Origin of the sequence: Bradyrhizobium sp. AZCC 2262, assembly GCF_036924535.1 — a bacterium.
In the GTDB taxonomy this organism is placed as follows: Bacteria; Pseudomonadota; Alphaproteobacteria; order Rhizobiales; family Xanthobacteraceae; genus Bradyrhizobium.
Genome location: NZ_JAZHRT010000001.1, coordinates 2,987,321 through 3,011,276, shown reverse-complemented (window position 1 = coordinate 3,011,276; position 23,956 = coordinate 2,987,321). Strand labels below are relative to the sequence as shown.

The 23,956-nt window shown below is 62.1% G+C and carries 28 protein-coding genes; 12 read left to right on the top strand and 16 right to left on the bottom strand.

The window, feature by feature from the left end; genetic code table 11:
- Window positions 1–162 precede the first annotated feature (162 nt).
- Both V1283_RS14125 and V1283_RS14120 read left to right on the top strand, forming a co-directional pair.
- Window positions 163–996, top strand: coding sequence for a hypothetical protein (locus V1283_RS14125; RefSeq protein ID WP_334387088.1), 834 nt, complete (start codon window positions 163–165; stop codon window positions 994–996).
- 147 nt (window positions 997–1,143) lie between these two features.
- The gene (locus V1283_RS14120; protein WP_334387087.1) at window positions 1,144–1,446 is read left to right on the top strand and encodes a hypothetical protein; all 303 of its coding nucleotides are present in this window, start codon (window positions 1,144–1,146) and stop codon (window positions 1,444–1,446) included.
- Window positions 1,447–1,607: 161 nt separating this feature from the next.
- On the opposite strand, the gene V1283_RS14115 is transcribed toward V1283_RS14120, so the two are convergent.
- The 5 genes from V1283_RS14115 to V1283_RS14095 all read right to left on the bottom strand — a co-directional run bounded on the left by V1283_RS14115 (window position 1,608) and on the right by V1283_RS14095 (window position 7,236).
- Complete coding sequence (locus V1283_RS14115) at window positions 1,608–3,242, bottom strand: class I adenylate-forming enzyme family protein (RefSeq protein ID WP_334387086.1); 1,635 nt, start codon at window positions 3,240–3,242, stop codon at window positions 1,608–1,610.
- Window positions 3,243–3,252: 10 nt separating this feature from the next.
- Entirely contained in the window at window positions 3,253–4,074 is an 822-nt protein-coding gene (gene panB / locus V1283_RS14110) for a 3-methyl-2-oxobutanoate hydroxymethyltransferase (RefSeq protein WP_334387085.1), read from the bottom strand.
- Window position 4,075: 1 nt separating this feature from the next.
- The gene (locus V1283_RS14105; protein WP_334387084.1) at window positions 4,076–4,660 is read right to left on the bottom strand and encodes an NnrU family protein; all 585 of its coding nucleotides are present in this window, start codon (window positions 4,658–4,660) and stop codon (window positions 4,076–4,078) included.
- An 88-nt stretch (window positions 4,661–4,748) separates the two neighbouring features.
- Entirely contained in the window at window positions 4,749–5,351 is a 603-nt protein-coding gene (locus V1283_RS14100) for a hypothetical protein (RefSeq protein ID WP_334387083.1), read from the bottom strand.
- Between the two features lie 265 nt (window positions 5,352–5,616).
- Window positions 5,617–7,236 carry a peptide chain release factor 3 gene (locus V1283_RS14095; protein WP_334387082.1) on the bottom strand — a complete coding sequence of 540 codons (1,620 nt, stop codon included), beginning with the start codon at window positions 7,234–7,236 and terminating at the stop codon, window positions 5,617–5,619.
- Window positions 7,237–7,391: 155 nt separating this feature from the next.
- On the opposite strand from V1283_RS14095, the gene sugE reads away from it, so the two are divergent.
- Window positions 7,392–7,706 carry a quaternary ammonium compound efflux SMR transporter SugE gene (sugE, locus tag V1283_RS14090; protein WP_334387081.1) on the top strand — a complete coding sequence of 105 codons (315 nt, stop codon included), beginning with the start codon at window positions 7,392–7,394 and terminating at the stop codon, window positions 7,704–7,706.
- On the opposite strand, the gene V1283_RS14085 is transcribed toward sugE, so the two are convergent.
- From V1283_RS14085 to V1283_RS14055, 7 genes are all read right to left on the bottom strand, one after another.
- A complete protein-coding gene (locus V1283_RS14085; RefSeq protein ID WP_334387080.1) occupies window positions 7,707–8,711 on the bottom strand; it encodes an inorganic phosphate transporter in 1,005 nt (334 codons plus the stop codon). It abuts the gene before it with no gap.
- 15 nt (window positions 8,712–8,726) lie between these two features.
- Window positions 8,727–9,371: a DUF47 domain-containing protein gene (locus tag V1283_RS14080; RefSeq protein ID WP_334387079.1), complete on the bottom strand. Its 645-nt coding sequence runs from the start codon at window positions 9,369–9,371 to the stop codon at window positions 8,727–8,729.
- 152 nt (window positions 9,372–9,523) lie between these two features.
- Window positions 9,524–10,492, bottom strand: a complete 969-nt coding sequence (locus V1283_RS14075) for a branched-chain amino acid ABC transporter permease (protein WP_334387078.1) — start codon at window positions 10,490–10,492, stop codon at window positions 9,524–9,526.
- Between the two features lies 1 nt (window position 10,493).
- Window positions 10,494–11,381 carry a branched-chain amino acid ABC transporter permease gene (locus V1283_RS14070; protein ID WP_334387077.1) on the bottom strand — a complete coding sequence of 296 codons (888 nt, stop codon included), beginning with the start codon at window positions 11,379–11,381 and terminating at the stop codon, window positions 10,494–10,496.
- A gap of 89 nt (window positions 11,382–11,470) precedes the next feature.
- Entirely contained in the window at window positions 11,471–12,691 is a 1,221-nt protein-coding gene (locus V1283_RS14065) for an ABC transporter substrate-binding protein (protein WP_334387076.1), read from the bottom strand.
- A gap of 37 nt (window positions 12,692–12,728) precedes the next feature.
- Window positions 12,729–13,472, bottom strand: a complete 744-nt coding sequence (locus tag V1283_RS14060) for an ABC transporter ATP-binding protein (RefSeq protein WP_334387075.1) — start codon at window positions 13,470–13,472, stop codon at window positions 12,729–12,731.
- Window positions 13,465–14,220 carry an ABC transporter ATP-binding protein gene (locus V1283_RS14055; RefSeq protein WP_334387074.1) on the bottom strand — a complete coding sequence of 252 codons (756 nt, stop codon included), beginning with the start codon at window positions 14,218–14,220 and terminating at the stop codon, window positions 13,465–13,467. Before V1283_RS14055 ends, V1283_RS14060 begins: the two co-directional genes overlap by 8 nt.
- A gap of 372 nt (window positions 14,221–14,592) precedes the next feature.
- On the opposite strand from V1283_RS14055, the gene V1283_RS14050 reads away from it, so the two are divergent.
- Both V1283_RS14050 and V1283_RS14045 read left to right on the top strand, forming a co-directional pair.
- Window positions 14,593–15,195, top strand: a complete 603-nt coding sequence (locus tag V1283_RS14050; protein ID WP_334387073.1) for a PAS domain-containing protein — start codon at window positions 14,593–14,595, stop codon at window positions 15,193–15,195.
- Between the two features lie 310 nt (window positions 15,196–15,505).
- A complete protein-coding gene (locus tag V1283_RS14045; RefSeq protein ID WP_334387072.1) occupies window positions 15,506–15,817 on the top strand; it encodes a hypothetical protein in 312 nt (103 codons plus the stop codon).
- Window positions 15,818–15,819: 2 nt separating this feature from the next.
- Here the strand turns inward: V1283_RS14045 and V1283_RS14040 are convergent, their stop codons facing one another.
- Complete coding sequence (locus V1283_RS14040; RefSeq protein WP_334387071.1) at window positions 15,820–16,191, bottom strand: ArsC family reductase; 372 nt, start codon at window positions 16,189–16,191, stop codon at window positions 15,820–15,822.
- Window positions 16,192–16,221: 30 nt separating this feature from the next.
- Window positions 16,222–17,541 carry a dicarboxylate/amino acid:cation symporter gene (locus tag V1283_RS14035; protein ID WP_334387070.1) on the bottom strand — a complete coding sequence of 440 codons (1,320 nt, stop codon included), beginning with the start codon at window positions 17,539–17,541 and terminating at the stop codon, window positions 16,222–16,224.
- Window positions 17,542–17,724: 183 nt separating this feature from the next.
- Between V1283_RS14035 and V1283_RS14030 the strand changes: the two genes are divergently transcribed.
- The 3 genes from V1283_RS14030 to V1283_RS14020 all read left to right on the top strand — a co-directional run bounded on the left by V1283_RS14030 (window position 17,725) and on the right by V1283_RS14020 (window position 20,028).
- Window positions 17,725–17,883, top strand: coding sequence for a DUF5993 family protein (locus tag V1283_RS14030; RefSeq protein ID WP_334387069.1), 159 nt, complete (start codon window positions 17,725–17,727; stop codon window positions 17,881–17,883).
- A 7-nt stretch (window positions 17,884–17,890) separates the two neighbouring features.
- Window positions 17,891–18,448 carry a disulfide bond formation protein B gene (locus V1283_RS14025; protein WP_334387068.1) on the top strand — a complete coding sequence of 186 codons (558 nt, stop codon included), beginning with the start codon at window positions 17,891–17,893 and terminating at the stop codon, window positions 18,446–18,448.
- 239 nt (window positions 18,449–18,687) lie between these two features.
- A complete protein-coding gene (locus V1283_RS14020; RefSeq protein ID WP_334387067.1) occupies window positions 18,688–20,028 on the top strand; it encodes an IS5 family transposase in 1,341 nt (446 codons plus the stop codon).
- Between the two features lie 94 nt (window positions 20,029–20,122).
- Here the strand turns inward: V1283_RS14020 and V1283_RS14015 are convergent, their stop codons facing one another.
- Window positions 20,123–20,827 carry a glutathione S-transferase N-terminal domain-containing protein gene (locus V1283_RS14015; RefSeq protein ID WP_334387066.1) on the bottom strand — a complete coding sequence of 235 codons (705 nt, stop codon included), beginning with the start codon at window positions 20,825–20,827 and terminating at the stop codon, window positions 20,123–20,125.
- A 78-nt stretch (window positions 20,828–20,905) separates the two neighbouring features.
- On the opposite strand from V1283_RS14015, the gene V1283_RS14010 reads away from it, so the two are divergent.
- On the top strand, window positions 20,906–21,778 hold the full coding sequence (locus V1283_RS14010; RefSeq protein WP_334387065.1) for an SDR family oxidoreductase: 873 nt from the start codon (window positions 20,906–20,908) through the stop codon (window positions 21,776–21,778).
- A 22-nt stretch (window positions 21,779–21,800) separates the two neighbouring features.
- The gene (locus V1283_RS14005) at window positions 21,801–22,436 is read left to right on the top strand and encodes an HAD hydrolase-like protein (protein WP_334387064.1); all 636 of its coding nucleotides are present in this window, start codon (window positions 21,801–21,803) and stop codon (window positions 22,434–22,436) included.
- 42 nt (window positions 22,437–22,478) lie between these two features.
- On the opposite strand, the gene V1283_RS44710 is transcribed toward V1283_RS14005, so the two are convergent.
- A complete protein-coding gene (locus V1283_RS44710; RefSeq protein WP_442895742.1) occupies window positions 22,479–23,021 on the bottom strand; it encodes a 2'-5' RNA ligase family protein in 543 nt (180 codons plus the stop codon).
- Between the two features lie 91 nt (window positions 23,022–23,112).
- On the opposite strand from V1283_RS44710, the gene V1283_RS13995 reads away from it, so the two are divergent.
- Window positions 23,113–23,415 carry a type II toxin-antitoxin system TacA family antitoxin gene (locus V1283_RS13995; protein WP_334387062.1) on the top strand — a complete coding sequence of 101 codons (303 nt, stop codon included), beginning with the start codon at window positions 23,113–23,115 and terminating at the stop codon, window positions 23,413–23,415.
- 3 nt (window positions 23,416–23,418) lie between these two features.
- A complete protein-coding gene (locus V1283_RS13990; protein WP_334387061.1) occupies window positions 23,419–23,949 on the top strand; it encodes a GNAT family N-acetyltransferase in 531 nt (176 codons plus the stop codon).
- The last annotated feature ends 7 nt before the right edge of the window (window positions 23,950–23,956 follow it).

Genomic DNA, 23,956 nt, shown 5'->3' with positions numbered 1-23,956 from the left:
GATCAAAGCGTTAACAACGGCCCCCGCCGGCCTGTGAAATCGCCTGACAACGTTGACATCGCGGTTCAAAGTTTGGCGTAATCCCGCCCGCTTCCCTAGTCGACCCGTTCCCGATTTCCTGGGTGTTTCATGCCTCGCCATGCGCTGGTTTCGACGCTTGCCATGAGCTTGGTATCGGGACTGGCATCCCTGCCCACGCCGTCACTGGCCGATGATATCAAGCCGAAGGCCCCCGAGACGGCGTTCTCGGGCAAACTCCGTCCCGACATTCTAGGCATCTCGACCGAATCGAATGCCGAATCCGCGCGCGCCGTCTTTGATTCGCTGTTCAAGGGCCGCAACGACACCAAGACCGACATCCATCAGCAGAAATTCGGCGGCGCCAGCTATGTCGCGGCGCTGAATTTCAGCCTCCCCACCGGTTCGAAACAGAATGGCGAGATGCTCTCGACCAGCTTCTCCTCGCCCGCGAGCGCCAACCGCGCCTATTTCGTCGCGCGCAATCTGACCTTCGCGCAGGACCAGCAGCCGTCGAAGGCCGACATGATCAAGGAAGTCATGGGCAAATATGGCGTGCCCACCATCGTCGGCGATCAGCATCTGTATTACATCTACCGCAAGGGCTCGATCATGTCGGTCGGCGGCAAATACAAGGAAGCGACCGCGCTGGAAGCGATCGACAAGCCGCTCGACCCGCGGGCCGCCGTCAAGCTCAACGGCGACACCGTCCGCGGCAGTTGCGTGGCGGTCGTCAAGCGCGCACAGACCAAGGCCAAGGAACCGAGCGCCATGCTGACCGAAGCCAAAGGCGCGAACTGCGATGGCGTGTTGAGCGTGCAGCTCGTCCCGGGCGTGCCGGCCGACCGTGTCGGCATCGCGCAATTCACCCTTCTTGATGTCAAGCAGCTCGTCAGCGCCGCCGCGATCGACAGTGCGGCGCTTGCTGCCGGGCCGAGCGAGGGCTCGATGCCCAGGGGCAGCGCACCGAAACTCTAGCCTTGTCGCGCGCCGGCGCGCGGCATTTGACGGCGGCGGCAGGCGCGCTCGTCGCTGCCACCTGGCAGGTGTTCTTAAAACGTCGGCGCATAACGGGAACCTTTTCTCTGCGCTGTAATTGAATCTGCGTTACATGGAGTTCGGGCGATGCGCGGATTTCCTCCGATTGTGCCGTATGGCGCCGATCAGACGATCTACCTTGTCGTGGAAGGTCCTGGGCAGCATGGCATCGCCCGGAAAACCGAGTGCGCCGACATCGAGACGGTCATTGCCGATCTTCTGTCGGGACAATTCAGTGACCCGATCGAGGTGGTCGCTTTCAACACGCTGGAGCACTGGAGCGACGATTTGTCCCAACATATCGCGAGAGAAATCCGCTGTCGTTGCGACATCGACGGATACGATGTGCCTGTCTACCTGGACGAATTCGTGGGCAGAACCTCTGCCTGATCAGCGGCTGAAAAAATTGGTTAGGCGGGCAGGAAAATGAACTGGGTTTACTGGAATACATTTTGGACGCTGGCCGGCAGCATGGTCTGGTTCATGACCATCGTGTCGCATCCCGACGCTGTCGTTGTCGATCGACATTATCCTAAACAGCCTCGATAACTTTAGCGACCAGTCTCAGCCTGCTCTCGCGCTGCGGCCGAAATCGCCAGCATGAAAGCCTCGCGGAGCTGGCGTTTCATCACCTTGCCGTTGGCGTTGCGCGGCAACGGCTCCATTCTGACATCCATGGTTTCCGGCACCTTGTAATCGGACAGCCGCTCCGCACACCAGCCGCGCAGCACCTCGAGCCCGACCACATTGCGGGTCACCACGACGGCATGTACGCGCTCCCCGAGCACCGGGCACGGTTTTGCAATGATCGCGCTCTCGATCACGTCGGGATGGCCGGCCAACACCGACTCGACTTCCGCGGAATAGATTTTCAGTCCGCCGCGATTGATCATGTCCTTTTGGCGATCGAATACGCGGACGAAATTCTCGGCATCGATCGAGCCGAGATCGCCGGAATGCCAGAAGCCGGCCGTAAAACTCTCCGCCGTTGCCTTCGGATTGTTCCAGTATCCCTTGATAACCGAGCCGCCGTGAATCCAGATTTCACCGATCTCGCCGCGCGGCAGTTCACGGCCGTTGGCATCCATCACGACGATCTGCGCGCCCGGACAGGGCAAGCCTACGCTGTCAATATGGCTGGCGGTCAGCTCGCCCGGCATCATGGTCGACGGCGACGTGGTCTCGGTCGCGCCGTAGCAGTTCATCAGCTTCAGCCCGGGAATCTTGGCATCCAGCCGTTCGATCGTGGCGATCGGCATCGGCGCGCCGCCAAAGCCGCCGATCCGCCAGCTCGACAGATCGTAGCTGTCAAAATCCGGCTGCAGCAGACAGAGATTGTACATCGCCGGCACCATCACGGTGTAGGTAACACGCTCGCGCGCCGCCATCTTCAGATATTCGGCCGCCTTGAACTCCGCCATGATGATCAGCGCGCCGGCGCAGCGAACCATTGTCATGATGTTGGCGACCACGCCGGTGACGTGCCCGAGCGGCACCGCGGCAATCGACCGATCCGCCTCGGTCAGCTTCAGGCACGACACGAACACCATCGCCGAATGGATGATGTTGCAATGAGCAAGCATCGCGCCCTTGGGCTTCCCGGTCGTGCCCGAGGTGTAGAGGATCATGGCGGTGTCTTCTTCGCCGACCTCGACGAGCGCTGCCAGCGGCGCGTGATCGGCCAGATCGGAAAAGCGCGAGAGCCGCGGATCATCATCGACCGCGATCCGGTGCGTCACATCGGGAATGTCGCCCGCATCGGGCACACGGTCGGCTAACGCCGCCTCGTGGATCAGCAGCCGCGCGCCGCAATCGGTCAGCACGTAGGCGATCTCGGGCTTTTGCTGACGGATCGAAAGCAGCACGGTGACCAGCCCGGCATGGGCCGCGCCCAGCATCGTCAGCACGAATTCGGTTCGGTTGCCGAGCAGCACCGCGACGCGGTCACCGCGCTGCAGGCCGAGTTTTTGAAACCCCGTTGCGATTTGCGCCGATTGGTGGGCGACTTCGCGCCATGTCATTCGCGTGGCGCCGCAGACCAGCGCCTCGCCGTCCGGGTTTCGCGCCACCGCTTCGGCCACCATCGCCGGAATGCTATTGGGCCGCTCGCAAAATGCCGGAACGATACGGTCGCCAAAGCGCGGCTCGAGCCGCATCGCCGGAATGGAGTGCCGCGACCAGTCCATGGCGCCCTCGTCAACCCTTCTTCATCTCGTAGACGTGCTCGGGCCCCGGGAAAGCGCGTGAGCGCACGTCGCTGGCATAGCCCTGGATCGCCGCTTCGATCGCGGGGCCGAGATCGCCGTAGCGGCGAACGAATTTCGGCGTCCGCGGCGACAGGCCGAGCATGTCCTCCAGCACCAGCACCTGGCCGTCACAGGCCGCGCTGGCGCCGATGCCGATAGTTGGAATGGCGATGGTTTGCGTGATCTTTCGCGCCAGCGGCTCGGCGACCGCCTCGATCACGACCGAGAAGGCCCCGGCATCCGAGATCGCCTGGGCATCCCTCAGGATCGGGTCCCAGCTGCCCTCGTCGCGGCCCTGCGCACGAAACGAACCGAGCGTGTTGATCGATTGCGGCGTCAACCCGATATGGCCCATGACCGGCACACCGCGCTCGGACAGGAACGCCACCGTTTCCGCCATCCGCGCCCCGCCTTCGAGCTTCACCGCGCCGCAATGGGTCTCCTTCAAGATCCGCACCGCGGAATGAAACGCCTGCTCCTTCGAGGCCTCATAGGAGCCGAACGGCATGTCCACCACGACCAGCGCGTGCTGCGAGCCGCGCATCACCGCGTGTCCCTGCAGGATCATCATGTCGAGCGTCACCGGCACGGTGGTCTCGAAACCATGCATGACATTGCCGAGGGAATCGCCGACCAGAATGACGTCGCAGTGGCGATCCACCAGCGCGGCAGTGTGCGCGTGGTAGGAGGTCAGCATCACGATCGGCTCGCCGTTCTTGCGCGCGCGGATATCCGGCGCCGTTTTGCGCTTGATGGCAGACTGAACCGACATGCTAGGCTCCAACCACGGGGACGCCGATCACGACCGGGTGGAACGCGAATGCGAGCGCCAGATAGGCGACGGTGCCGACCGCGATCGCGATCAGGTCGTTGCCGGGACCTCCGACGGGGATCGGCGGCGCGCCGGCGTCGGAACGAGATTTCAGCGAAATGCGGTCATAGACCGCCCATGCGAGAAACGAGCCGAACAGGATGATCGAGCCGAGATCGCCGTTGGCGAGCAGGTGCGCCGCAGCCCACAGCTTGATGCCCGTCAGCATCGGATGCTTCAGCGTCGTATAGATCCGGCCGCGGATGTAGGACGCGACGACCATGATGACCGCGGGCAGCATCAAGCCGACCGTGATGTGCTTGAGCGCCGTCGGCGGGGTCCAGACGTCGATCCAGCCCGTCGCGCGATACTTGGCAAAGCCCCATATGATCAGCGCAAGGCCTGCGAACGAGGCCAGCGCATAGCCGATCTTGTAACCGCCCTCACCCGTCGCGGCGATGACCTCCGCGCGCAGCTTGCGCTGGATGGTGAGCATGTGGACGCCAAAGAACACGATCAGGCCCAGGATCATCACCAGCAGTCCCACGATGTCCCTCCCGTTGCGCGGCTGGTTTCCTCGCTTATCCGCGTATCATTTTAGGGCCTTGGTGCGCAATGCGCCACGCGGCTGCCGGTCACGGCTTCTCTGCCTGCCGGCCGAGGTCGCGGTTATCGACGTAGCGGATGGCGATCGGCCGTCCCGCGAGCGCGCCGCCGAGCTCGCCGGTGAACTTCAGGGGCATGCAGGCGGCAAGCGATTCATTGATCGCCTTGAGGTAGGTGGCGCGGGTATCGGCCGGGACGCCTGCCGTGGCATACGTCACCTGGGGCGTGGCGATGATCTCGCCCGTTTTCTTGAAACTGAAGCGGACCGACATCTGCATGCCCTCGCGCGCGGTGTCGGCCGGCGGCGGAGCCCAGCAGGACCGCAGTGCCGCAAACAGGTCGCCGATGGTATCTAGGTCGTGGTCGGGCTTGCGGTATTTTTCCGCCTGGTCCTGCGGCGGCGCGCTTTGGATCGTGAGCTGCAGGTTCTGGCCGTACGGATAGAAAATCTCGGGAATGCACGGGCCGTGGTTGAATACGCTGCAGAACGTCGGCGTGCACGGCTCGCGGTCGAACACGCTACAGGGCGCATGCGCAAACGGCGTAGCATCGATCTGACGCCGGTGCTGGGCAGTGGCGGAGCCAAACCCCGCTATCATCACGATCAAGCAGACAATGAAGCGCCGGGACATACGCCGGTCCCTCGGGTTACGGTCCAACCAACTTGATGTCGGCTTTGGCCGGGATCAAGGCAGACTTCGTTCACTTCCCCGCGTTCATGGCGGATCGTTCCGCAATCCGAGCCGTTTCGCTGGGCCAAAGCCTCAGCTGTCGTCGCCCGCGAAGGCGGGCGATCCAGTATTCCAGAGACGGTAGTGATCTGCAGAGAAGCCCCGGCGTACTGGGTCCCCCGCTTTCGCGGAGGACGGCAGCCGGGCTGAAGGGACAGCGCGCGCCTTACGCCTTCTTCTTCACGTCCTTGACGTTGGAAAAATTGATGCCCTCGGCCCGTTCGCGGGTATAGCCGAGATAGAACTCGTTTTTGGCCATGAACACCGGATCGCCATCGACGTCATCGGCGATGCCCGAACCGTTGGCCGCGATGAAGGCCTCTAACTTCTTGCGATCGTCGGATGAGACCCAGCGCGCCAGCTGAAATTCCGAGACCTCGAATTCCACCGGCAGCGAATATTCGGCATCGAGCCGCGCCTTCAGCACGTCGAGCTGCAGCGGACCGACGACGCCGACCAGCGCCGGCGCGCCGTCGCGCGGCCGGAACACCTGCACGACGCCCTCTTCCGACATTTGTTGCAGCGCCTCTTTCAGCTTCTTGGCCTTCATCGCATCCGTCAGGCGCACGCGGCGGACGATTTCCGGCGCAAAGCTGGGAACGCCGACGAAAGTGATGTCTTCGCCTTCGGTCAGCGTATCACCGATCCGCAAGGTGCCGTGGTTGGGAATGCCGACGACGTCGCCGGCAAACGCCTCATCGGCCACCGAGCGATCCTGGGCGAAGAAGAACTGCGGGCTGGACAGGCTCATGTTCTTGCCGGTCCGCACCAGCTTCGCTTTCATGCCGCGGCTGAGCTTCCCCGAACAAAGCCGCGCAAAGGCGATGCGGTCGCGGTGGTTGGGATCCATGTTGGCCTGGATCTTGAACACGAAGGCGCTCATGCGCGGCTCGGCCGCCTCGACCTTGCGCAGGTTCGAATCCTGCGCGCGCGGCGCAGGCGCAAACTTGCCAAGGCCTTCCAGCAGGTCGCCGACGCCGAAATTGCGCAGCGCGCTGCCGAAATAAACCGGCGTCAGGTGCCCCTCGCGAAACGCCTCCAGCTCGAACGGCTTGCAGGCTTCAGACACAAGCGCCAGCTCATCCTTGATCTCGCCGACGTCGAGATTGGCGTTGCGGCCGGCGAGATCGGCGATGTCGATCTGCTCGGTCGCGCCGGTCTTGGCGCCGCCGCCTTCGAGCAGGCGCACGCCGCCATTGACGACGTCGTAGGTGCCGAGGAAGTCGCGACCGCGGCCGACCGGCCAGGTCATCGGCGTGGTATCGAGCGCCAGCGTCTTTTCGATCTCGTCCAGCAGTTCGAATGTATCGCGGCTCTCACGGTCCATCTTGTTGATGAAGGTGATGATCGGAATGTCGCGCAGCCGGCACACCTCGAACAGCTTTCGCGTCCGCGCCTCGATGCCCTTGGCGGCGTCGATCACCATCACGGCGGAATCGACCGCGGTCAGAGTGCGGTAAGTGTCCTCGGAAAAGTCCTCGTGGCCCGGCGTGTCCAGCAGGTTGAAGACGAGCCCCTCGAACTCGAACGTCATCACCGACGTCACGACCGAGATGCCGCGCTCGCGCTCGATCTTCATCCAGTCGGAACGGGTATTGCGCCGCTCACCCTTGGCCTTGACCTGCCCCGCCAGATTGATGGCGCCGCCGAACAGCAGGAGCTTTTCGGTCAGCGTGGTCTTGCCGGCGTCCGGGTGGGAGATGATCGCAAACGTGCGCCGCCGCGCCACTTCATCTGCAAGCGGCGAGCGGGACGGCGATTCGGCAGTAACGGCAATGTCGGACATGAGGCTCGAGCGTTTGGCAGGGAAAGGTGGGCTAATCAAGCCTCATTTGGTGGTTGCGGGGCGCGGTAACCAGTCCCATATCGGCAGCGGAAGGACGGCCTTCCCGGTTCACAGCATCATCCGCGGGGACGACCCTGCCTGTTTGGAGGGTTGTCATGGCCTGGATCACGCTGTTCATCGCCGGCCTCATGGAAGTGGGCTGGGCGATCGGCCTCAAATACACTGAAGGTTTTACACGGCTTGTTCCGTCGGTGCTGACACTGGCAGCCATGGCGGGGAGCATTATCCTGCTCGGTCTGGCGTTGAAGGAGCTACCGATCGGAACCGCCTACGCGGTATGGACCGGCATCGGCGCGGTCGGGACGGCGATCCTTGGCATCGCATTGTTCGGTGAACCGGCGACCGCGGCTCGCCTCGCCAGCATCGGGCTGATCGTGGCTGGCATTGTCGGGCTGAAGCTGGTCACCTGATCAGCGCAGCAGCACCACCGCCCAATAGGTCAGCGCCGCCACGATCGCGGAAGCCGGAATGGTGATCACCCAGGCATAGACGATCGAACTCGCCACGTTCCAGCGCACCGCCGAGACCCGCCGCGCCGCGCCGACGCCGACGATGGCGCCGGTAATGGTGTGGGTCGTGGATACGGGAACCCCGAGATAGGTCGCCATGAACAAGGTCGCCGCCCCGCCGGTCTCGGCGCAAAAGCCCTGCATCGGCGTCAGCTTCGTGATCCGCAGCCCCATGGTGCGGACGATCCGCCAGCCGCCCATCAGCGTGCCGAGGCCCATGGCGGCCTGACAGGAGATCACCACCCAGAACGGAATGCTAAAGTCTGCGCCGAGGTGGCCCTGCGAATAGAGCAGCACCGCGATGATACCCATGGTCTTCTGCGCGTCGTTGCCGCCATGGCCGAGCGAATAGAGCGATGCGGAGACAAATTGCAGGATGCGGAAGGCGCGGTCGACCGCGAACGGTGTCGAGCGCACCGACAGCCAGGACACGATCGCAACCAGCACCAGCGCCAGCAGGAAGCCGACCAGCGGCGACAGCACGATCGCCAGCAGCGTTTTCGACAGGCCGGTCCAGACCGCCGCCGAGATCCCGGCCTTCGCCATGCCCGCGCCGACCAGTCCGCCGATCAGCGCATGCGAACTGGACGACGGAATCCCGAGCGCCCAGGTGATCAGATTCCAGACGATGGCGCCCACCAGCGCCGCGAAGATCACGGTGGCGTCGACGACGCTCGGTTCAATGATGCCGGTGCCGATCGTATTGGCGACATGGAGCCCGAACACCATAAAGGCGATGAAATTGAAGAAGGCGGCCCAGATCACCGCATATTGCGGGCGCAGCACCCGCGTCGACACGATCGTTGCGATCGAATTGGCGGCGTCGTGCAGCCCGTTGAGGAAGTCAAACAGCAGCGCAACCGCGATCAGAAAGATCAGAATCGGAAGACCAAGCGAGGCGTCCACTGGATTGGCCCTGCCCTATACCTGTTCGATCACGATCGAGTTGATCTCGTTGGCAACGTCGTCGAAGCGATCGGACACTTTCTCGAGATGCTTGTAGATTTCGGCGCCGACGATGAAATCCATCGAGTTGCCGCCGCGATGCTTGAGAAACAGTTCCTTCAACCCGATGTCGTGGAGATCGTCGATGCGGCCCTCCAGCTTTCCGATCTCCTCGGTCATGGCGGTCAGCATCGCGACGTTGCTCCCGATCGACTGCATCAGCGGCAGCGCGCGACCGACCAGATTGGCGCACTCCACCAGCAGGGTCCCGATTTCGCGCATCGGCGGCTCGAACGTGCGAACCTCGAACAGCACCACTGCCTTCGCGGTCTGCTGCATCTGATCGATCGCGTCGTCCATCGCCGTGATCAGGTTCTTGATGTCGCCGCGGTCGAACGGGGTGATGAAAGTGCGTCGGACCGCCGTCAGCACCTCGCGCGTAATGCCGTCGGCGTCATTTTCGAACTGGTTGACGCGCTGGCAGAACACCGGCGTCTCGTCGCCGCCGCGCAGCATGTCCTGCAGCGCTAGCGCCCCCTGCACGACCGTCTGGGCGTGTCGAGCAAACAGGTCAAAAAACCGCTCCTCCTTGGGCAAAAAGGCACGAAACCAGCGCAGCATGGGTATTTTTCCGTCGTTCAGAAACGGCCGCCCAGGCGACCTGTCACGAAACTGTCATAGACCATTCGAGGGGAAAACGCGCCACAGGGTGACCCGGGAACCGGGTCATCCACCGCTTTGTGGGGTCTAAAACTGCGCCAAAACCGGCTGTTTTACAGGGATCGGCGGAAATAATGCGCGATCTCGCCGATCACGCCGCGACGGAAGGTCAGCACGCATGCGACGAAGATGACGCCCTGGATCACCGTCACCCACTGCCCGAACCCGGCCAGATATTGCTGCATGGCAATGATGACGAAGGCGCCGACGACCGGGCCAAAGACGGTGCCGAGGCCGCCGACCAGCGTCATCAGCACGATTTCTCCGGACATCGTCCAGTGCACGTCGGTGAGCGAGGCATTCTGCGCCACGAACACCTTTAGCGAACCGGCAAAGCCCGCGAGCGTGCCGGAGAGGATGAAGGCGAGCAGCTTGTACTGGTCGGTCTTGTAGCCGAGCGAGATCGCACGCGGCTCGTTCTCGCGGATCGCCTTTAGCACCTCGCCGAACGGCGAGTTGATGGTGCGGTAGATCAGGAGGAAGCCGCCGAGGAAACCGGCCAGCACGACGTAGTAAAGCACTGTGGGCTTGGCGAGATTGAAGATCCCGAACAGATAACCCTGCGGAATACCCTGAATGCCATCTTCACCATGGGTAAACGGCGCCTGCAGGTAGATGAAGAACAGGAGCTGCGACAGCGCGAGCGTGATCATCGAGAAGTAGATGCCCTGCCGGCGAATGGAGATGAAGCCGGTCACGACCGAAAGCGCGGCAGCGCCGGCGATACCGACCAGAATTCCGAGTTCGGGCGATACACCCCACACCTTCAGCGCATGCGCCGTGCAGTAGCCCGCGGTGCCCAAGAACATCGCGTGGCCGAACGACAGCAGGCCGCCATAGCCGATCAGCACGTTGAAGGCGCAGGCGAGCAGCGCGAAGCACAGGGCCTGCATCACGAAGAACGGGTAGATGCCGGTCAGCGGCACCAGCCCCAGCAGCACCGCCATCGCCGCGAATACGATCATTTCGTCGCGCATCGCGCGCGGCGTTACCGGCAGTGTGTCGTCAGTCAATGCGCTCATGTCAGGCCGCCCGTCCGGTCAGTCCCGTTGGCTTTATCAGCAACACCAGCACCATCAGGACGAACACCACGGTGTTGGAAGCCTCGGGATAAAAATACTTCGTCAGTCCTTCGATCACGCCGAGTGCAAATCCGGTGATGATCGATCCCATGATCGATCCCATGCCGCCGATCACCACCACCGCGAACACCACGATGATCAGGTCGGCGCCCATCAGCGGCCGCACCTGGTTGATCGGCGCGGACAGCACGCCCGCCAGCGCCGCCAGGCCGACGCCGAGCCCGTAGGTCAGCGTGATCATCCGGGGCACGTTGATGCCGAACGCGCGCACCAGGGTCGGGTTTTCGGTGGCGGCGCGCAGATTGGCGCCAAGCCGCGTCTTTTCGATCAGGTACCAGGTGGCAATGCAGACCACGAGCGAGAAGATGACCACCCAGCCGCGATAGACCGGCAGGAACATGAAGCCGAGATTCATGCCGCCCTGCAGGCCGCGCCAGTCGCCGATCTGTGGGTAATCGGGAATCGCATAGGGCAGCCCGGACGAGCCGAAATAATTCTGGAACACGCCTTGCACGATCAGCGCGATGCCGAAGGTCAGCAATAGCCCATAGAGGTGGTCGAGGCCGGCCAGCCATTGCAGCATGGTCCGCTCCAGGATCATGCCGAAGATGCCGACCAGGATGGGAGCGATCAGCAGCGCCCACCAATATCCGATGCCGGTCAGGCTCAGGAGGAAATATGCGCAGAACGCGCCCATCATGTAGAGCGCGCCATGGGCGAAATTGATGATGTTGAGCATGCCGAAGATCACGGCGAGCCCGAGACTGAGCAGCGCGTAGAACGATCCGTTGATCAGTCCCACCAAAAGCTGGGCGTATAGAGCTTGCATCGGTTTCGCACTCAATCTCGTTTAAGACGCGGAATCGCGCTAGGACGCGAGGGGCGGCCCGCCGGCACGGCGCCGACGGGCCATCATTGTTACTTCTTTACCAGCGGACAGGCGCTTTCCGAAAGCGGCCGGAAGGCCTGCTCGCCAGGGGTGGTTCCGATCAGCTTGTAATAGTCCCACGGTCCCCTGGATTCCGCGGGCTTCTTGACTTCGAACAGGTAGGCCGGATGAATCTTGCGGCCGTCAGCGCGGATCGAGCCCTTGCCGAACAGCGCATCGTCGGTCGGCAATTCCTTCATTTTGGCGACAACCTTGGCGCCGTCATGCGGATTGCCGCCCATCGCCTCGAGCGTCTTGAAATAGTGGATCAGGCCCGAATACACGCCGGCCTGCACCATGGACGGCATCGCCTTGTTCTTCATGCGCTCGGAGAAGCGCTTGGAAAACGCGCGGGTGCCGTCGTTCAGGTCCCAGTAGAAGGTTTCGGTAAAGCTGAGGCCCTGCGCCACCTTCAGGCCGAGCGAATGCACGTCGGTGATGAACAGCAGAAGACCGGCGAGCTTCTGGCCGCCGGCGACGATGCCGAACTCGGACGCCTGCTTGATGGTGTTGGTGGTGTCGCCGCCGGCGTTCGCCATGCCGACGATCTTGGCCTTGGAGGCCTGCGCCTGCAGCAGGAACGAGGAGAAGTCCGACGAATTCAGCGGATGCTTGACGGTGCCGATAACCTTGCCGCCCGACTTCACCACGACCGCCGTGGTGTCGCGCTCGAGCGCGTGACCGAACGCGTAGTCCGCAGTCAGGAAGTACCAGGTGTCACCGCCGGCTTTCACCAGCGCCTGCCCGGTGCTGTTGGCGAGCATGTAGGTGTCGTAAACCCAATGAATTGTGTTGGGCGAGCATTGCGCATTGGTGAGATCCGACGACGCCGCGCCGGTATTGATCATGACGGCGTTCTTTTCCTTCACCACATTGTTGACCGCCAGCGCCACGCCGGAGTTCAGCACGTCCATGAAGATGTCGACCTTCTCGACGTCGATCCACTGCCGCGCGATGGTCGTGGCGATGTCGGGCTTGTTCTGGTGGTCGGCGGAGATGATGTCGATCTTCCAGCCCTTGGCCGCCAGCCCGGAATCCTCGACCGCCATCTGGGCGGCAAGCGTGGAGCCCGCGCCGCCGAGGTCGGAGTAAAGTCCGGAATTGTCGGTGAGAACGCCGATCTTGATATTCTTGTCCTGCGCCATGGCGCCGCCGCCTGTGGCAAGCGCGAGCGCGGTGCCGAGGAACAGAGCTGAAATCCGATGTTTCATAGTATCTCCATAATCCAGAGTGCAGCCGTAGTACCGATTAAACGCCGAGATAGGTGTGGAGCTTGTCCATGTTGGCCGACAGCTCCGAATTCGCAAAACCGTCGATGACCTTGCCGTGCTCGACGATGTAGTAGCGGTCGGCCACCGTCGAGGCGAAGCGGAAATTCTGCTCGACGAGCAGGATGGTGAAGCCTTCCGACTTCAGCCGCGCGATGGTGTGGCCGATCTGCTGGATGATGACGGGCGCGAGCCCCTCAGTCGGCTCGTCCAGCATCAGGAAGCGCGCGCCGGTGCGCAGGATTCTGGCGATCGCCAGCATCTGCTGCTCGCCGCCCGAAAGCTTGGTGCCCTGGCTGTTGAGACGTTCCTTCAGGTTCGGAAACAATTCGAAGATCTGGTCGAGCGACAGGCCGCCAGAGCGCACGATCGGCGGCAGCAGCAGGTTTTCGCGCACGTCGAGGCTGGCGAAAATGCCGCGCTCCTCGGGACAGAACGCGATGCCCTGGCGTGCGATCTTGTCGGACGAGGCGCGCGTGATGTCCTGACCGTTGAAACGGATCGAACCAGTACGCTTGCCGATAATTCCCATCACCGACTTCAGCGTCGTGGTCTTGCCGGCGCCGTTGCGGCCGAGCAGCGTGACCACCTCGCCGGCCTTCACATTGAAGTTGATGCCATGAAGGATGTGGGATTCGCCGTACCAGGCCTGCAGGTCGGAGACGGAAAGAATTTCCGCGCCCGCCGGTTTGGCGGCGGCTTCGGCCATTTTCAACTCAGGCATGACCGGCCCCCAGATAGGCTTCCTTGACGCGCTCGTCCTTTGACAGCTCGGCATAATTGCCTTGCGCCAGCACCTGCCCGCGCGTCAGCACCGTGATGATGTCGGACAGATTGGCCACCACAGAGAGATTATGTTCGACCATCAGGATGGTGTATTTCGCCGAGATGCGCTTGATCAGCGCCGCGATCTTGTCGATGTCCTCGTGGCCCATGCCGGCCATCGGCTCGTCGAGCAGCATCATCTCGGGGTCGAGCGCGAGCGTCGTGGCGATCTCGAGCGCGCGCTTGCGGCCATAGGGCATCTCGACCGCCGGCGTGTTGGCGAATTCGCTTAAGCCCACGTCGTTCAGCAACTCATGGGCGCGGCCGTTGAAGCGGTCGAGCACGCTCTTGGAGCGCCAGAAATCGAACGACGAGCCGTGCTGACGCTGCAAGGCGACGCGGACGTTCTCCAGCGCCGTCAGGTGCGGAAACACCGCTGAAATCTGGAACGAACGCACCAGCCCGAGGCGGGCCACATCGGCCGGCGCCATCGCGGTGATGTCCTGTCCCTTATAGAGGATCTGGCCTGCCGACGGCCTCAAGAACTTGGTCAGCAGGTTGAAGCAGGTGGTTTTTCCGGCGCCGTTAGGCCCGATCAACGCATGAATGCTGCCGCGGCGCACCTTCAGAGCAACGTCGCGAACGGCGAAGAAACCCGCGAATTCCTTGGTCAATCCGTGGGTTTCGAGAATGAACTCATCAGCCAAACAAAACTCCCCCGTCAGCCGTCTCCGCGAGTTCGCTCGCGCGCAGCCAATTTTTCCCTGCTTTGGGCAGGCTCTGCGGGAAGTCCTGGAAACCGTCCCCGAGCCCACCGCCTCCGGGCCGGAATATGCCGTCAACGGTATGGGTTAGGCAAGGTGGAAAGCTGCCGCGGGGTAAATGCGCATGCCGGTTCCGGATGCGCCATAAGTCGAATGGCGCCGACTGCCCGGCCCGGCTGGCTGTCCGCGCGCGACTGCGATCTTCGCGCCGGCAAGCCATCGTTAACGGTGTTCTGCTGCAATCAGGCGCTTTCACACAATGTTTCTGCCTCCCGGCGCATCATCACGCAATTTGGACAGCCAGGAATTGCCGCCTTGGAATTTCAAAGCGCCGGACCGTCGGTCGTCAAATCAATCAAGCAGCGCGACCTGCTGAACACCTGGCTGCGGCTATACGCCCGCGACCAGTCGATGCCCCGCATGTCGGAATACCAGCCGGCGCGGATCGAGGACGAGCTTCCAGACATGGTGTTCTACACCGTCGATACACAGGCAGAACCACCACGCCTGACCATTCAGAGCGACGGCACGCGAATGTCGGCAGCTTATGGGAATACCGGCAAGGGCCGCTATCTCGACGAGTATCTCGGCGCAAGGCTCGCTCCGATGGTGATGCCGGTCTACTACGTTTGTATCGCGCGCCGCCTGCCCGCCTATACCATCGCCAACGTGGATGACATCTACGGGCGTGCCGTCGCCTATGAGCGGCTGTTGCTGCCGTTCTCCGACGGCAGCAGCGTCACCCACATCATCGCTTCGCTGAAGACCATCAGCGAGGACGGCGGTTTCGAGATCAAGAACCTGATCCGCGGAAACGACAAGCTGCCGGTGCCGAAGCTACGCACCATCATCGACCGCGATCTCTTTCATCGCGCACCGGGCCGCATTCCCTCCGGGGACGTACTGGAATTCGGTTAAGCCTCAATGGAATTTGCGAGTGCGGATCCCTCGGTAGTCAAATCGATCAGGCAGCGCTATCTCCTGAACGAGTGGTTGCGCGCGGCCGGCAAGCGCAGGCCCATGCCTCTTCTCCGGGATTTTCACCTCGACCGCGTCGACGACGAAATGGTCGACATGATATGACGTTGTCGGCGAGGCCGACTGCGCGCGTTTCCTGATTACGCATCAAGGCGCGAGGCTGGCCACCACCTATGGCACCGCGCGCGTCGATCCCGCCGAACGGCGACGCTTTCTTGACGAGGCCGTCGGGCCCGAGCGCTATGCCCACGTGGTCGATCTTTATCGCGCCTGCCTTCGGCACAAGCGGCCGATCTATTCAATCTCGACGGTGAATGATGCCGACGGCAAGGAGGTGTCGTATAAACGGCTGCTGATGCCGTTCGGCGAAGGCGAAGCCGTCCAGCAAATCATCGGCTCCTTCAAAAGCATCAGCATTGAAGGCGGCTTCAAGGTCAGCAACGTCCTGGGCCTGAGGCCGAAGGCCAAGCCCGTGATTCTGGTCAGGGCGATCATCGATCGGGCTTTCGTGCCGGTCGCGGCAGACCGGCATTCTTCCGACGAAGTTATCGATCTCGATTAGGCCTAGCGCCCGCGCGATTTGGACGGCACTTCCTTGCCGTAGACGTCCGGCTTGAATCCAACCAGCAATTTGCCGCCGAGATCGAGCACCGGACGCTTGATCATCGAGGGCTGCGCCAGCATCAACGCCAGCGCCTTGCGCTCATTGAGGCCTTCCTTGTCGCTGTCCGGCAGCTTCTTGAACGTCGTCCCGGCACGGTTAAGCAGCGTCTCCCAGCCGAGTTCGTCGGACCATTGCTTGAGCTTATCCTTGCCGATGCCGGCAAGCTTGTAGTCGTGGAAGTCGTAAGCCACGCCGTGATCGTCGAGCCAGCCGCGCGCCTTCTTCATGGTGTCGCAGTTCTTGATGCCGTAGATGGTGATGGGTTTTGTCATTCCGCCCCGCCAAATTGATCCGTTACCCGTTTAGGCCGCACCCGGCTCGAGCGCTTCACCCAGTTCGATCGGATGGGCCATCGCCTCGTGCAGCTTGTCCTTGTCAAGTTCGCCTTCCGAACGGCTGATGACGATGCAGGCGACACCATTGCCGATCAGGTTGGTCAGCGCCCGGCATTCGCTCATGAACTTGTCGATGCCGACAAGAATCGCGATCGACTGGATCGGTATATCAGGCACGATCGAAAGCGTCGCCGCCAGCGTGATGAAGCCCGCTCCCGTAACGCCCGAGGCGCCCTTCGAGGTGATGATGGCGATGCCGAGAATACCGAGTTCCTGCCAGATCGTCAGGTTCGTGTTGGTGGCCTGTGCCAGGAACAGCGTCGCCAGCGTCATGTAGATATTGGTGCCGTCGAGATTGAAGCTGTAGCCGGTCGGAATGACGAGGCCGACCACCGGCCGCGATGCGCCAAGATGCTCCATCTTCTGGATCATCTGCGGCAGAACGGTTTCCGACGACGAGGTTCCAAGCACGATCAGCAGTTCGTCCTTGATGTAAAGGATGAAGCGAATGATCGAGAAGCCCGAGATCCGTGTGATCGCCCCAAGAACGATCAACACGAACAGCATGCTGGTGAGATAGAAGGTCGCTATCAGTGCGATCAGATTCCACAACGAGCTAAGACCGTAGGCTCCGACGGTGAAAGCCATTGCGCCGAAGGCGCCGAGCGGTGCCAGGCGAACGATCATGCCGATGATGCGAAAGAACATCTTCGCCGCCTTATCCACGGCATGGGAGATCGGTTCGCCGGCCTTGCCCAGAAATGCGATGGCAAAGCCAGACAGGATGGACACCAGCAGGACCTGCAGCAGGTCACCGCGGGCGAGCGCGCCGAAATAGCTGTCCGGAATGATCGCGAGCAGATGCGCGACGATGCCCTCTTCCTTTGCCTTGGTGACGTAGGTTGCAACCGAATGCGGATCGATCGAGGCCGGATCGATGTTGAAGCCGCGACCGGGCTGAAGGACTTCGCCGACGAGAAGGCCGACGGCCAGCGCCACCGTCGAGACGACTTCGAAATAGATCAGGGCCTTCAGTCCGACGCGGCCAACGCGTTTCAGATCGCCCATCGACGAGATGCCGTGCACCACCGTGCAGAAGATCACCGGCGCGATCATCATCTTGATCAGTGCGATGAAGCCGTCGCCGAGCGGCTTCAATTCCTTACCTAAATCCGGATAGAACCGGCCGACCAGGACGCCAAGCGCGATCGCGATCAGGACCTGAATATAGAGGATCTTGTACCAAGGCTGATGGCGCGCGGCAGGACGGACGGTTTCAGTGGCCATGGGACGCTCCAGGCGGGAGGACCATCATGAAATAGAGCAACGTCGTAGGATAATCACGTTCATGTGGCAGATGCCATCAGTCTATATGCGTCGCCGGTTTCGCCGCGAGCAGACCGATTTTTTGCAGAGCCCTTCGGCGAATCTATCATAGACTGGCGCATCAGTCGCAAGCCGGGACCGCCGATGGAATTCACCCTATTGTTTCTGGGCACGGCCATCGCGATGCTGGTCACCTGGCGCGGTCCGCGTCCACTGGCGCTCGGGCTGTTTGCGGCCGTCCTGATCGCGTGCGTCGCCACCTATCTGCACCACGCGACCGATACGCTGAAACTGTCGTTCTGAGGGACGCATGACCCAGACGCGTGCGATCACGCTGAATGCACTCAGCCTCTACGCGGTGGCGACCGTGCTGGCGGCGGCATTTGCCGCGCAGCTCACCCTTCACGAGCTGCCCTGCCCGCTCTGCCTGCTGCAGCGCATCCTGTTCGCGGCGCTAGCCGTCGGGCCGATGCTCAATATCCGCTTCGGCCCCCGCCCCAGCCACTATGCGATGTCGCTGCTGGCTGCGGTCGCAGGCGCGGTCGCGTCGACCCGGCAGGTGCTGCTGCACATCATTCCCGGCGACGCCGGCTACGGTTCGGCGCTGCTCGGCTATCACTATTATACCTGGGCGCTGATCGGCTTCATTGCCGCCATCGTCCTGCTTGCCGCGATCCGGCTGTTCGACAGCCAGTTCGAGGAAGACAAAGCCGTTTTGCCGGCCACCGGCGGCGCCTTCGCGCAAATCGCGGTGTGGCTCGTGATCGCGCTCACGGCCGCGAACGTGGTGACGACGCTGCTGGAATGCGGCTTCGGCGCCTGCGCCGACAACCCCGTCATGTACGAACTGCTCAAGCGCGGCTCATAGCGTTTTCGAGCGAAGTGGGCACCGGTTCGCATAGCAATCAAGTTTACGCAGATTGCGTAGACTTATCTGGTCGTCCGTGAAGAACCATCCAAGCGGTTGATCAAGAATCGATTTTCCGGGCGAGATTGGCTTTGAGATTGCAAGCTTTGGGGCTTTGACTGCCCAAAAGCTTGCAATTTCATTTTTGAGGATTCCGTCGAATCGCGAGCCGTGATTCCGTCATCGCATCGGAGGGAGCGATGCGACCAAGGGAACGACGAGAGACGGGACAAGCCGATCTTCTGCGCTCGCGGCTGGACGCGATCATCGACATGGGCCACCCGCTGGTGAAGCTGGCACAGACGATCGACTGGTCGTTCCTGGAGCAGCGGTTCGGGGCGGTCTATGAGGACAAGCCGGGCCGGCCGCCATTACCGACCCGCCTGATGGCGGGACTCGCGATCCTCAAGCACACCTACGACCTCTCTGATGAGGTGTTGTGCGAGCGCTGGGTGGAGAACCCCTATTACCAGTTCTTCTGCGGCGAGGAGTTCTTCCAGCACCGGTTGGTGTTCGATCGCTCTTCGCTGACGCGCTGGCGACAGCGGATGGGCGAGGAGAAGTTGCAGGCCTTGCTGCAGGAGAGCCTTGCGGTGGCCAGCAAGACCGAGGCGATCAAACCGGCCGACCTTAATCGGGTCATCATTGATACGACGGTGCAGCCCAAGAACGTGATGTTCCCGACCGATGCCAGGCTGCTGAACCGCGCCCGCGAGATCCTGGTCCGGCTGGCGAAGCGATATGGTGTCAAGCTGCGCCAGTCCTATGCCAGGGTGGGCAAGTTCGCGCTGATCAAGCACCAGCGTTATGCCCACGCCAAGCAGTTCAAGCGCGCCAACAGAGCCTTGAAGAAGCTCAAAATCTATCTCGGCCGCATCATCCGCGACATAGGCCGCAAACTCGGCGGCAACGCCGACTTGCTCGGGGGGGTCGTGTTGGAGCGCATGCTGGCGCGGGCGCGACAAGTGCTCGAGCAGAAGCAGCGCCAGCGTGGCCCGAAGCTCTACTCGCTGCACGCGCCGGAGGTGGAATGCATCGGCAAGGGCAAGGCGCACCGGCCTTACGAGTTCGGCGTCAAGGTCTCGGTCGCCACTACGCTGGCGCACGCCAAGGGCGGGCAGTTCGTGAGCCATGTGAAGGCGCTGCCCGGCAACCCCTATGACGGCCACACACTTGCAACCGTCATCCCCGAGATGGAGGCGCTGATCGGCAACACCATCGAGCGCGCGCTCCTCGACAAGGGCTATCGCGGCCACAACGCCCCGCCCGATTACAAGTTCAGGGTGTTCATCTCAGGACAGAAACGGCGGGTGACGCCACAGATCAAGCGCCAGCTGCGACGGCGTTCCGCCGTCGAGCCGGTCATCGGCCACCTCAAATCCGAGCACCGCATGGGCCGCAACTACCTCTGGCATCGTGAAGGCGACGCCATCAACGCCGTCCTCGCCGCCGTCGGCTATAACTTCCGCCGCCTGATCTGCTGGCTCAGGCTCTTGTTGTGGCAAATCATCGCCACCTTCCCCGGGGTCAATCCAGCCTGAAAATCCAGGATTCTTCACGGGCGACTATCTGCGCAGAAAACGCGTCAAAACAAGAATCTGGAGCTTCTGTTCTGACTCGGTCAGAACAGAAGCTCTAGGGCCGCTTCGGAATATCGAGCCCGCGCTGCACCGCCGGCCGGGCGAGCCCGCGTTCCAGCCATGCCGGCACCTGCTTCAGCTCGTCGAACGCGACGAGATCGCGCGCACCGTAGAAGCCGATCAGGTTGCGCACCCAGCCGAGCATGGAAATGTCGGCGATGGTGTATTCGTCGTCCATGATCCATTGCCGTCCGGCGAGCCGCGTCTCCACCACATCCAGCAGGCGCTTCGTCTCGGTGACGTAACGATCGAGCGGACGCTTGTCGGCAAAATCCTTGCCGGCGAATTTGTGGAAAAATCCAACCTGCCCGAACATCGGTCCAATCCCGCCCATCTGAAAGTGCAGCCACTGGATGGTCTGGTATCGCCGCGCGGCATCGGACGGCAGAAGCTTGCCGGTCTTGTCCGCGAGATATTGCAGGATCGCCCCGGACTCGAACAGCGGCAGCGGTTTGCCGCCAGGCCCATCCGGATCGAGGATGGCCGGGATCTTGCCGTTCGGGTTCAGCGACAGGAATTCCGGCGTCTTCTGGTCGTCCTTGTTGAAGTCGACCAGATGCACCTCGTAGGGCAATCCGATCTCTTCCAGCATGATCGAGACCTTGACGCCGTTCGGCGTCGGTAACGAATAGAGCTGAAGGCGGTCGGGATGTTTGGCGGGCCAGCGATTGGTGATCGGGAAGGCGGAAAGATCGGGCATCAGAACTCGTTTTGCATGGTTGTTGTTGCGCGGGTAATGTACGGCTGATGCCGCATATAACAAGGGTCCGCGCCGCTCATGACCGATCAACCGTCTCCGGCGAAGCTCGGCCTCACCGATGGGGAGCTTGCGGCTCACCCGACGATGTTCGCGGCCGATGCGCTGAAGGATCAGGTCGTTATCGTGTCGGGCGGCGCCGGCGGCATTGGGCGGGCGATCGCCTGGCTGGTCGCGAGGCTGGGCGCGCATGTCGCCGTGGTCGGGCGCGACGGAAGCAAGCTCGATGCGCTGGTGACCCGGTTGGCGGGCCGCGGTCTCAAGGCATCAGCGCATATAGCCGACATCAGGGAGCCAGATGCGGTCAACGCCCTGTTCGACACGATCTGGGCCGCGCATGGCCGCGTCGACAGCCTGATCAACAGCGCCGGCGGGCAGTTTCCGCAAGCGGCCATCGATTTTTCGGTGAAGGGCTGGAACGCCGTCATCAACACCAACCTGAACGGCACCTGGTACATGATGCAGGCCGCCGCGCAACGCTGGCGCGACCACAAGCATCCCGGCAGCATCGTCAATATCGTGGTCGTGACGACCCACGGCCTGTACGGCATTGCCCACACCATCGCGGCGCGAAGCGGCGTCATTGGGCTGTCGCGCGCCGTCGCGGTCGAATGGGCGCCGCTGAATATCCGGGTCAACTGCGTGGCGCCCGGCGCGATCGAAACCGAAGGCTGGAACGTCTATTCGCCGGAGGCACGCGCGGCCTATCCGCGCTCGAACCCGATGATGCGCGTTGGCTCGTCCTGGGACGTCGCGGAGGCCAGCGTCTTCCTCGCCGGGCCGTCAGCGAAATTCGTGACCGGCGAGACGCTGACGGTCGACGGCGGCGGCCAGCTCTGGGGCGAGACCTGGACGACAGGGAAACCCGCTTATTTCGGCGGCGACGATCAGTGACGCGCTGAGGGCGGTTTTTCTCATGGAGCGTTATCGCCTCGCTATTTTCGACTTCGACGGCACGCTGGCGGATTCCCTTCCCTGGTTTCGCGCCTCCTTCCAGGACATGATTACTCGGTTCGATCTTGCGCCCGTCCGCGACGACGAGGTGGAAGGACTGCGCGGCCTGTCCGCCCGCGAAATCATGGCGCGGCTCAACGTATCCATGTGGCAATTGCCGACCATCGTCAGCGACATGCGAAAGCGCAAGCTTGCCGCCGCGAGCGAGATATCGCTGTTCGCCGGCATCCCGGCCATGCTGACCGACCTGCAACGCCAGGGCATCAAGACCGCCATCGTCAGTTCCGACAGCGACGCCTCCGTCCGGCAAGTGCTCGGACCCACCGCCAGTCTGATCACCCGCTTCGACTGCGGTGCCGCGCTGTTCGGCAAGCACTGGAAATTTCGACGTGTCGCACGGAGGCTCGGCGTAAAACCTTCGGAGACGATCTGCATCGGCGACGAGATCCGCGATATCGAGGCGGCTGGGGCCGCTGGCATGGACTCGGGCGCCGTGGCCTGGGGCTATGCCTTTCCGTCCGCACTGCAGGCGGCGGGAGCAACATATCTGTTCAACTCGATCGACGAGATGATTGAGCGGCTCGCTGTGGCGAAATAACACGTCCAGGAATGTCCGCTGGATAACTCCGCAAATTACCTGTCATACCCACAGAGGCCATCGTACGAGGTGTTCGTGGCCGTTCAAGCTGCGGACGAGTACGTACTCCGTAACCGTCCAGCCAATCGGTTCGATTGGATACTCGTCTACGCTACGTGCGTCATACAACAACGTGACATGGGGCGCGAAATTCGTGTTGGCCAGCCGCCTCAATCCTCTTCGCGTCATCGCGGCGCCGAGCATTTGCCGAAACGACTGCAGCCGGCGCAATCCTTTCTCTCCGATCAGGACGAACGGGCGATTGCCCGGCCGCCCCCGAAAGCTTGCCGTGCAATCGAACGAGACCTCGAACGGCTCGGTTCGCACATCCATGGCCGCCTCCCGCGCGGCGCAAAGCTGGCCCTCAGACAACCCGCTGAGAGCGAACAGCGAAATATGCAGCCGCTCGGGCGCAATGAGCTTGCCGTCGAAATGATGCGCGCGCTTGAGTACGCCAGCCAATTGGTGAATTCGCGCTGCCGTGCCTGCATCGGGAACGGCCGCGAGGAATAATCGGGCACCACTACAGCTTGCAAACTCGTCCATGATAGACTAGAACAGATCATGAACAAAGCCGCTTAGCAACTTGAAAAATTCGTATTGTAAAATACACTACAGCTTCTGTAGGAGATTCCGAATGCCGCGCGTCATAAAACGAAAAGAGCATCCGCTATCGATGCGACTGCCTGAAACTGATATCGCCATTATCGATCGCGCGGCCAGCTTGCGTGGCCGTTCGCGCACCGATTTCGTGCGCGAGGCTGCAGTACGTGCGGCGGAAGATGTTCTGATGGAAGCGGCGCCCATCCGCATGAGTCCGGCTGGCTTCAAGGCCTTTATAGAGGTTCTTTCGCAACCCGGGCGTCCGGTACCTCAAATGGTCGAACTCTTTCAACGCACCGCTCCGTGGGAATCCGGGAACGCAAAAGCCGAGAAATGAAAGGTGGCTATTTCCAAGCCGGAGCCGCTCACAGCGGCTCACGACGTCTCGGGGTTCTCCTGTGGCAAGCCGTCTCTGGATCGATGGCTGAAGACACGTGCGCTCTCCAATCAAGAGAAGGGTTTCACGGCCGTCATGGTCGTACATGGGGCCAATCGGGTCCTTGGATATTTTGGCCTCGCGCCTACGGCGGTTCTTCCCGCAACGTTGCCGAGATCGATCCGTACCGGCCAGCCGCCTGATCCCGTTCCTTGCCTGCTGTTGGGACAACTGGCGGCAGATCAGAATTACATCGGCAAAGGAATTGGCACTGGGTTGCTCAAGCATGCGCTGCAACGCTGTGTAATGGCGGCCAAGCTGATTGGCGGACGTGCCCTCGTCGTCAATGCCGTCGATACCGAGGCTGCGCATTTTTGGAAGCGGCGCGGCTTTATTCCTTCGAAGGATGATCCGCTGATCCTGTTCAGGTCTCTCGCCGACATCGCGGCATCGATCAACTCTGCTTCTGGTTCATCATCTCGAGACCCCTCATGAATCCTTG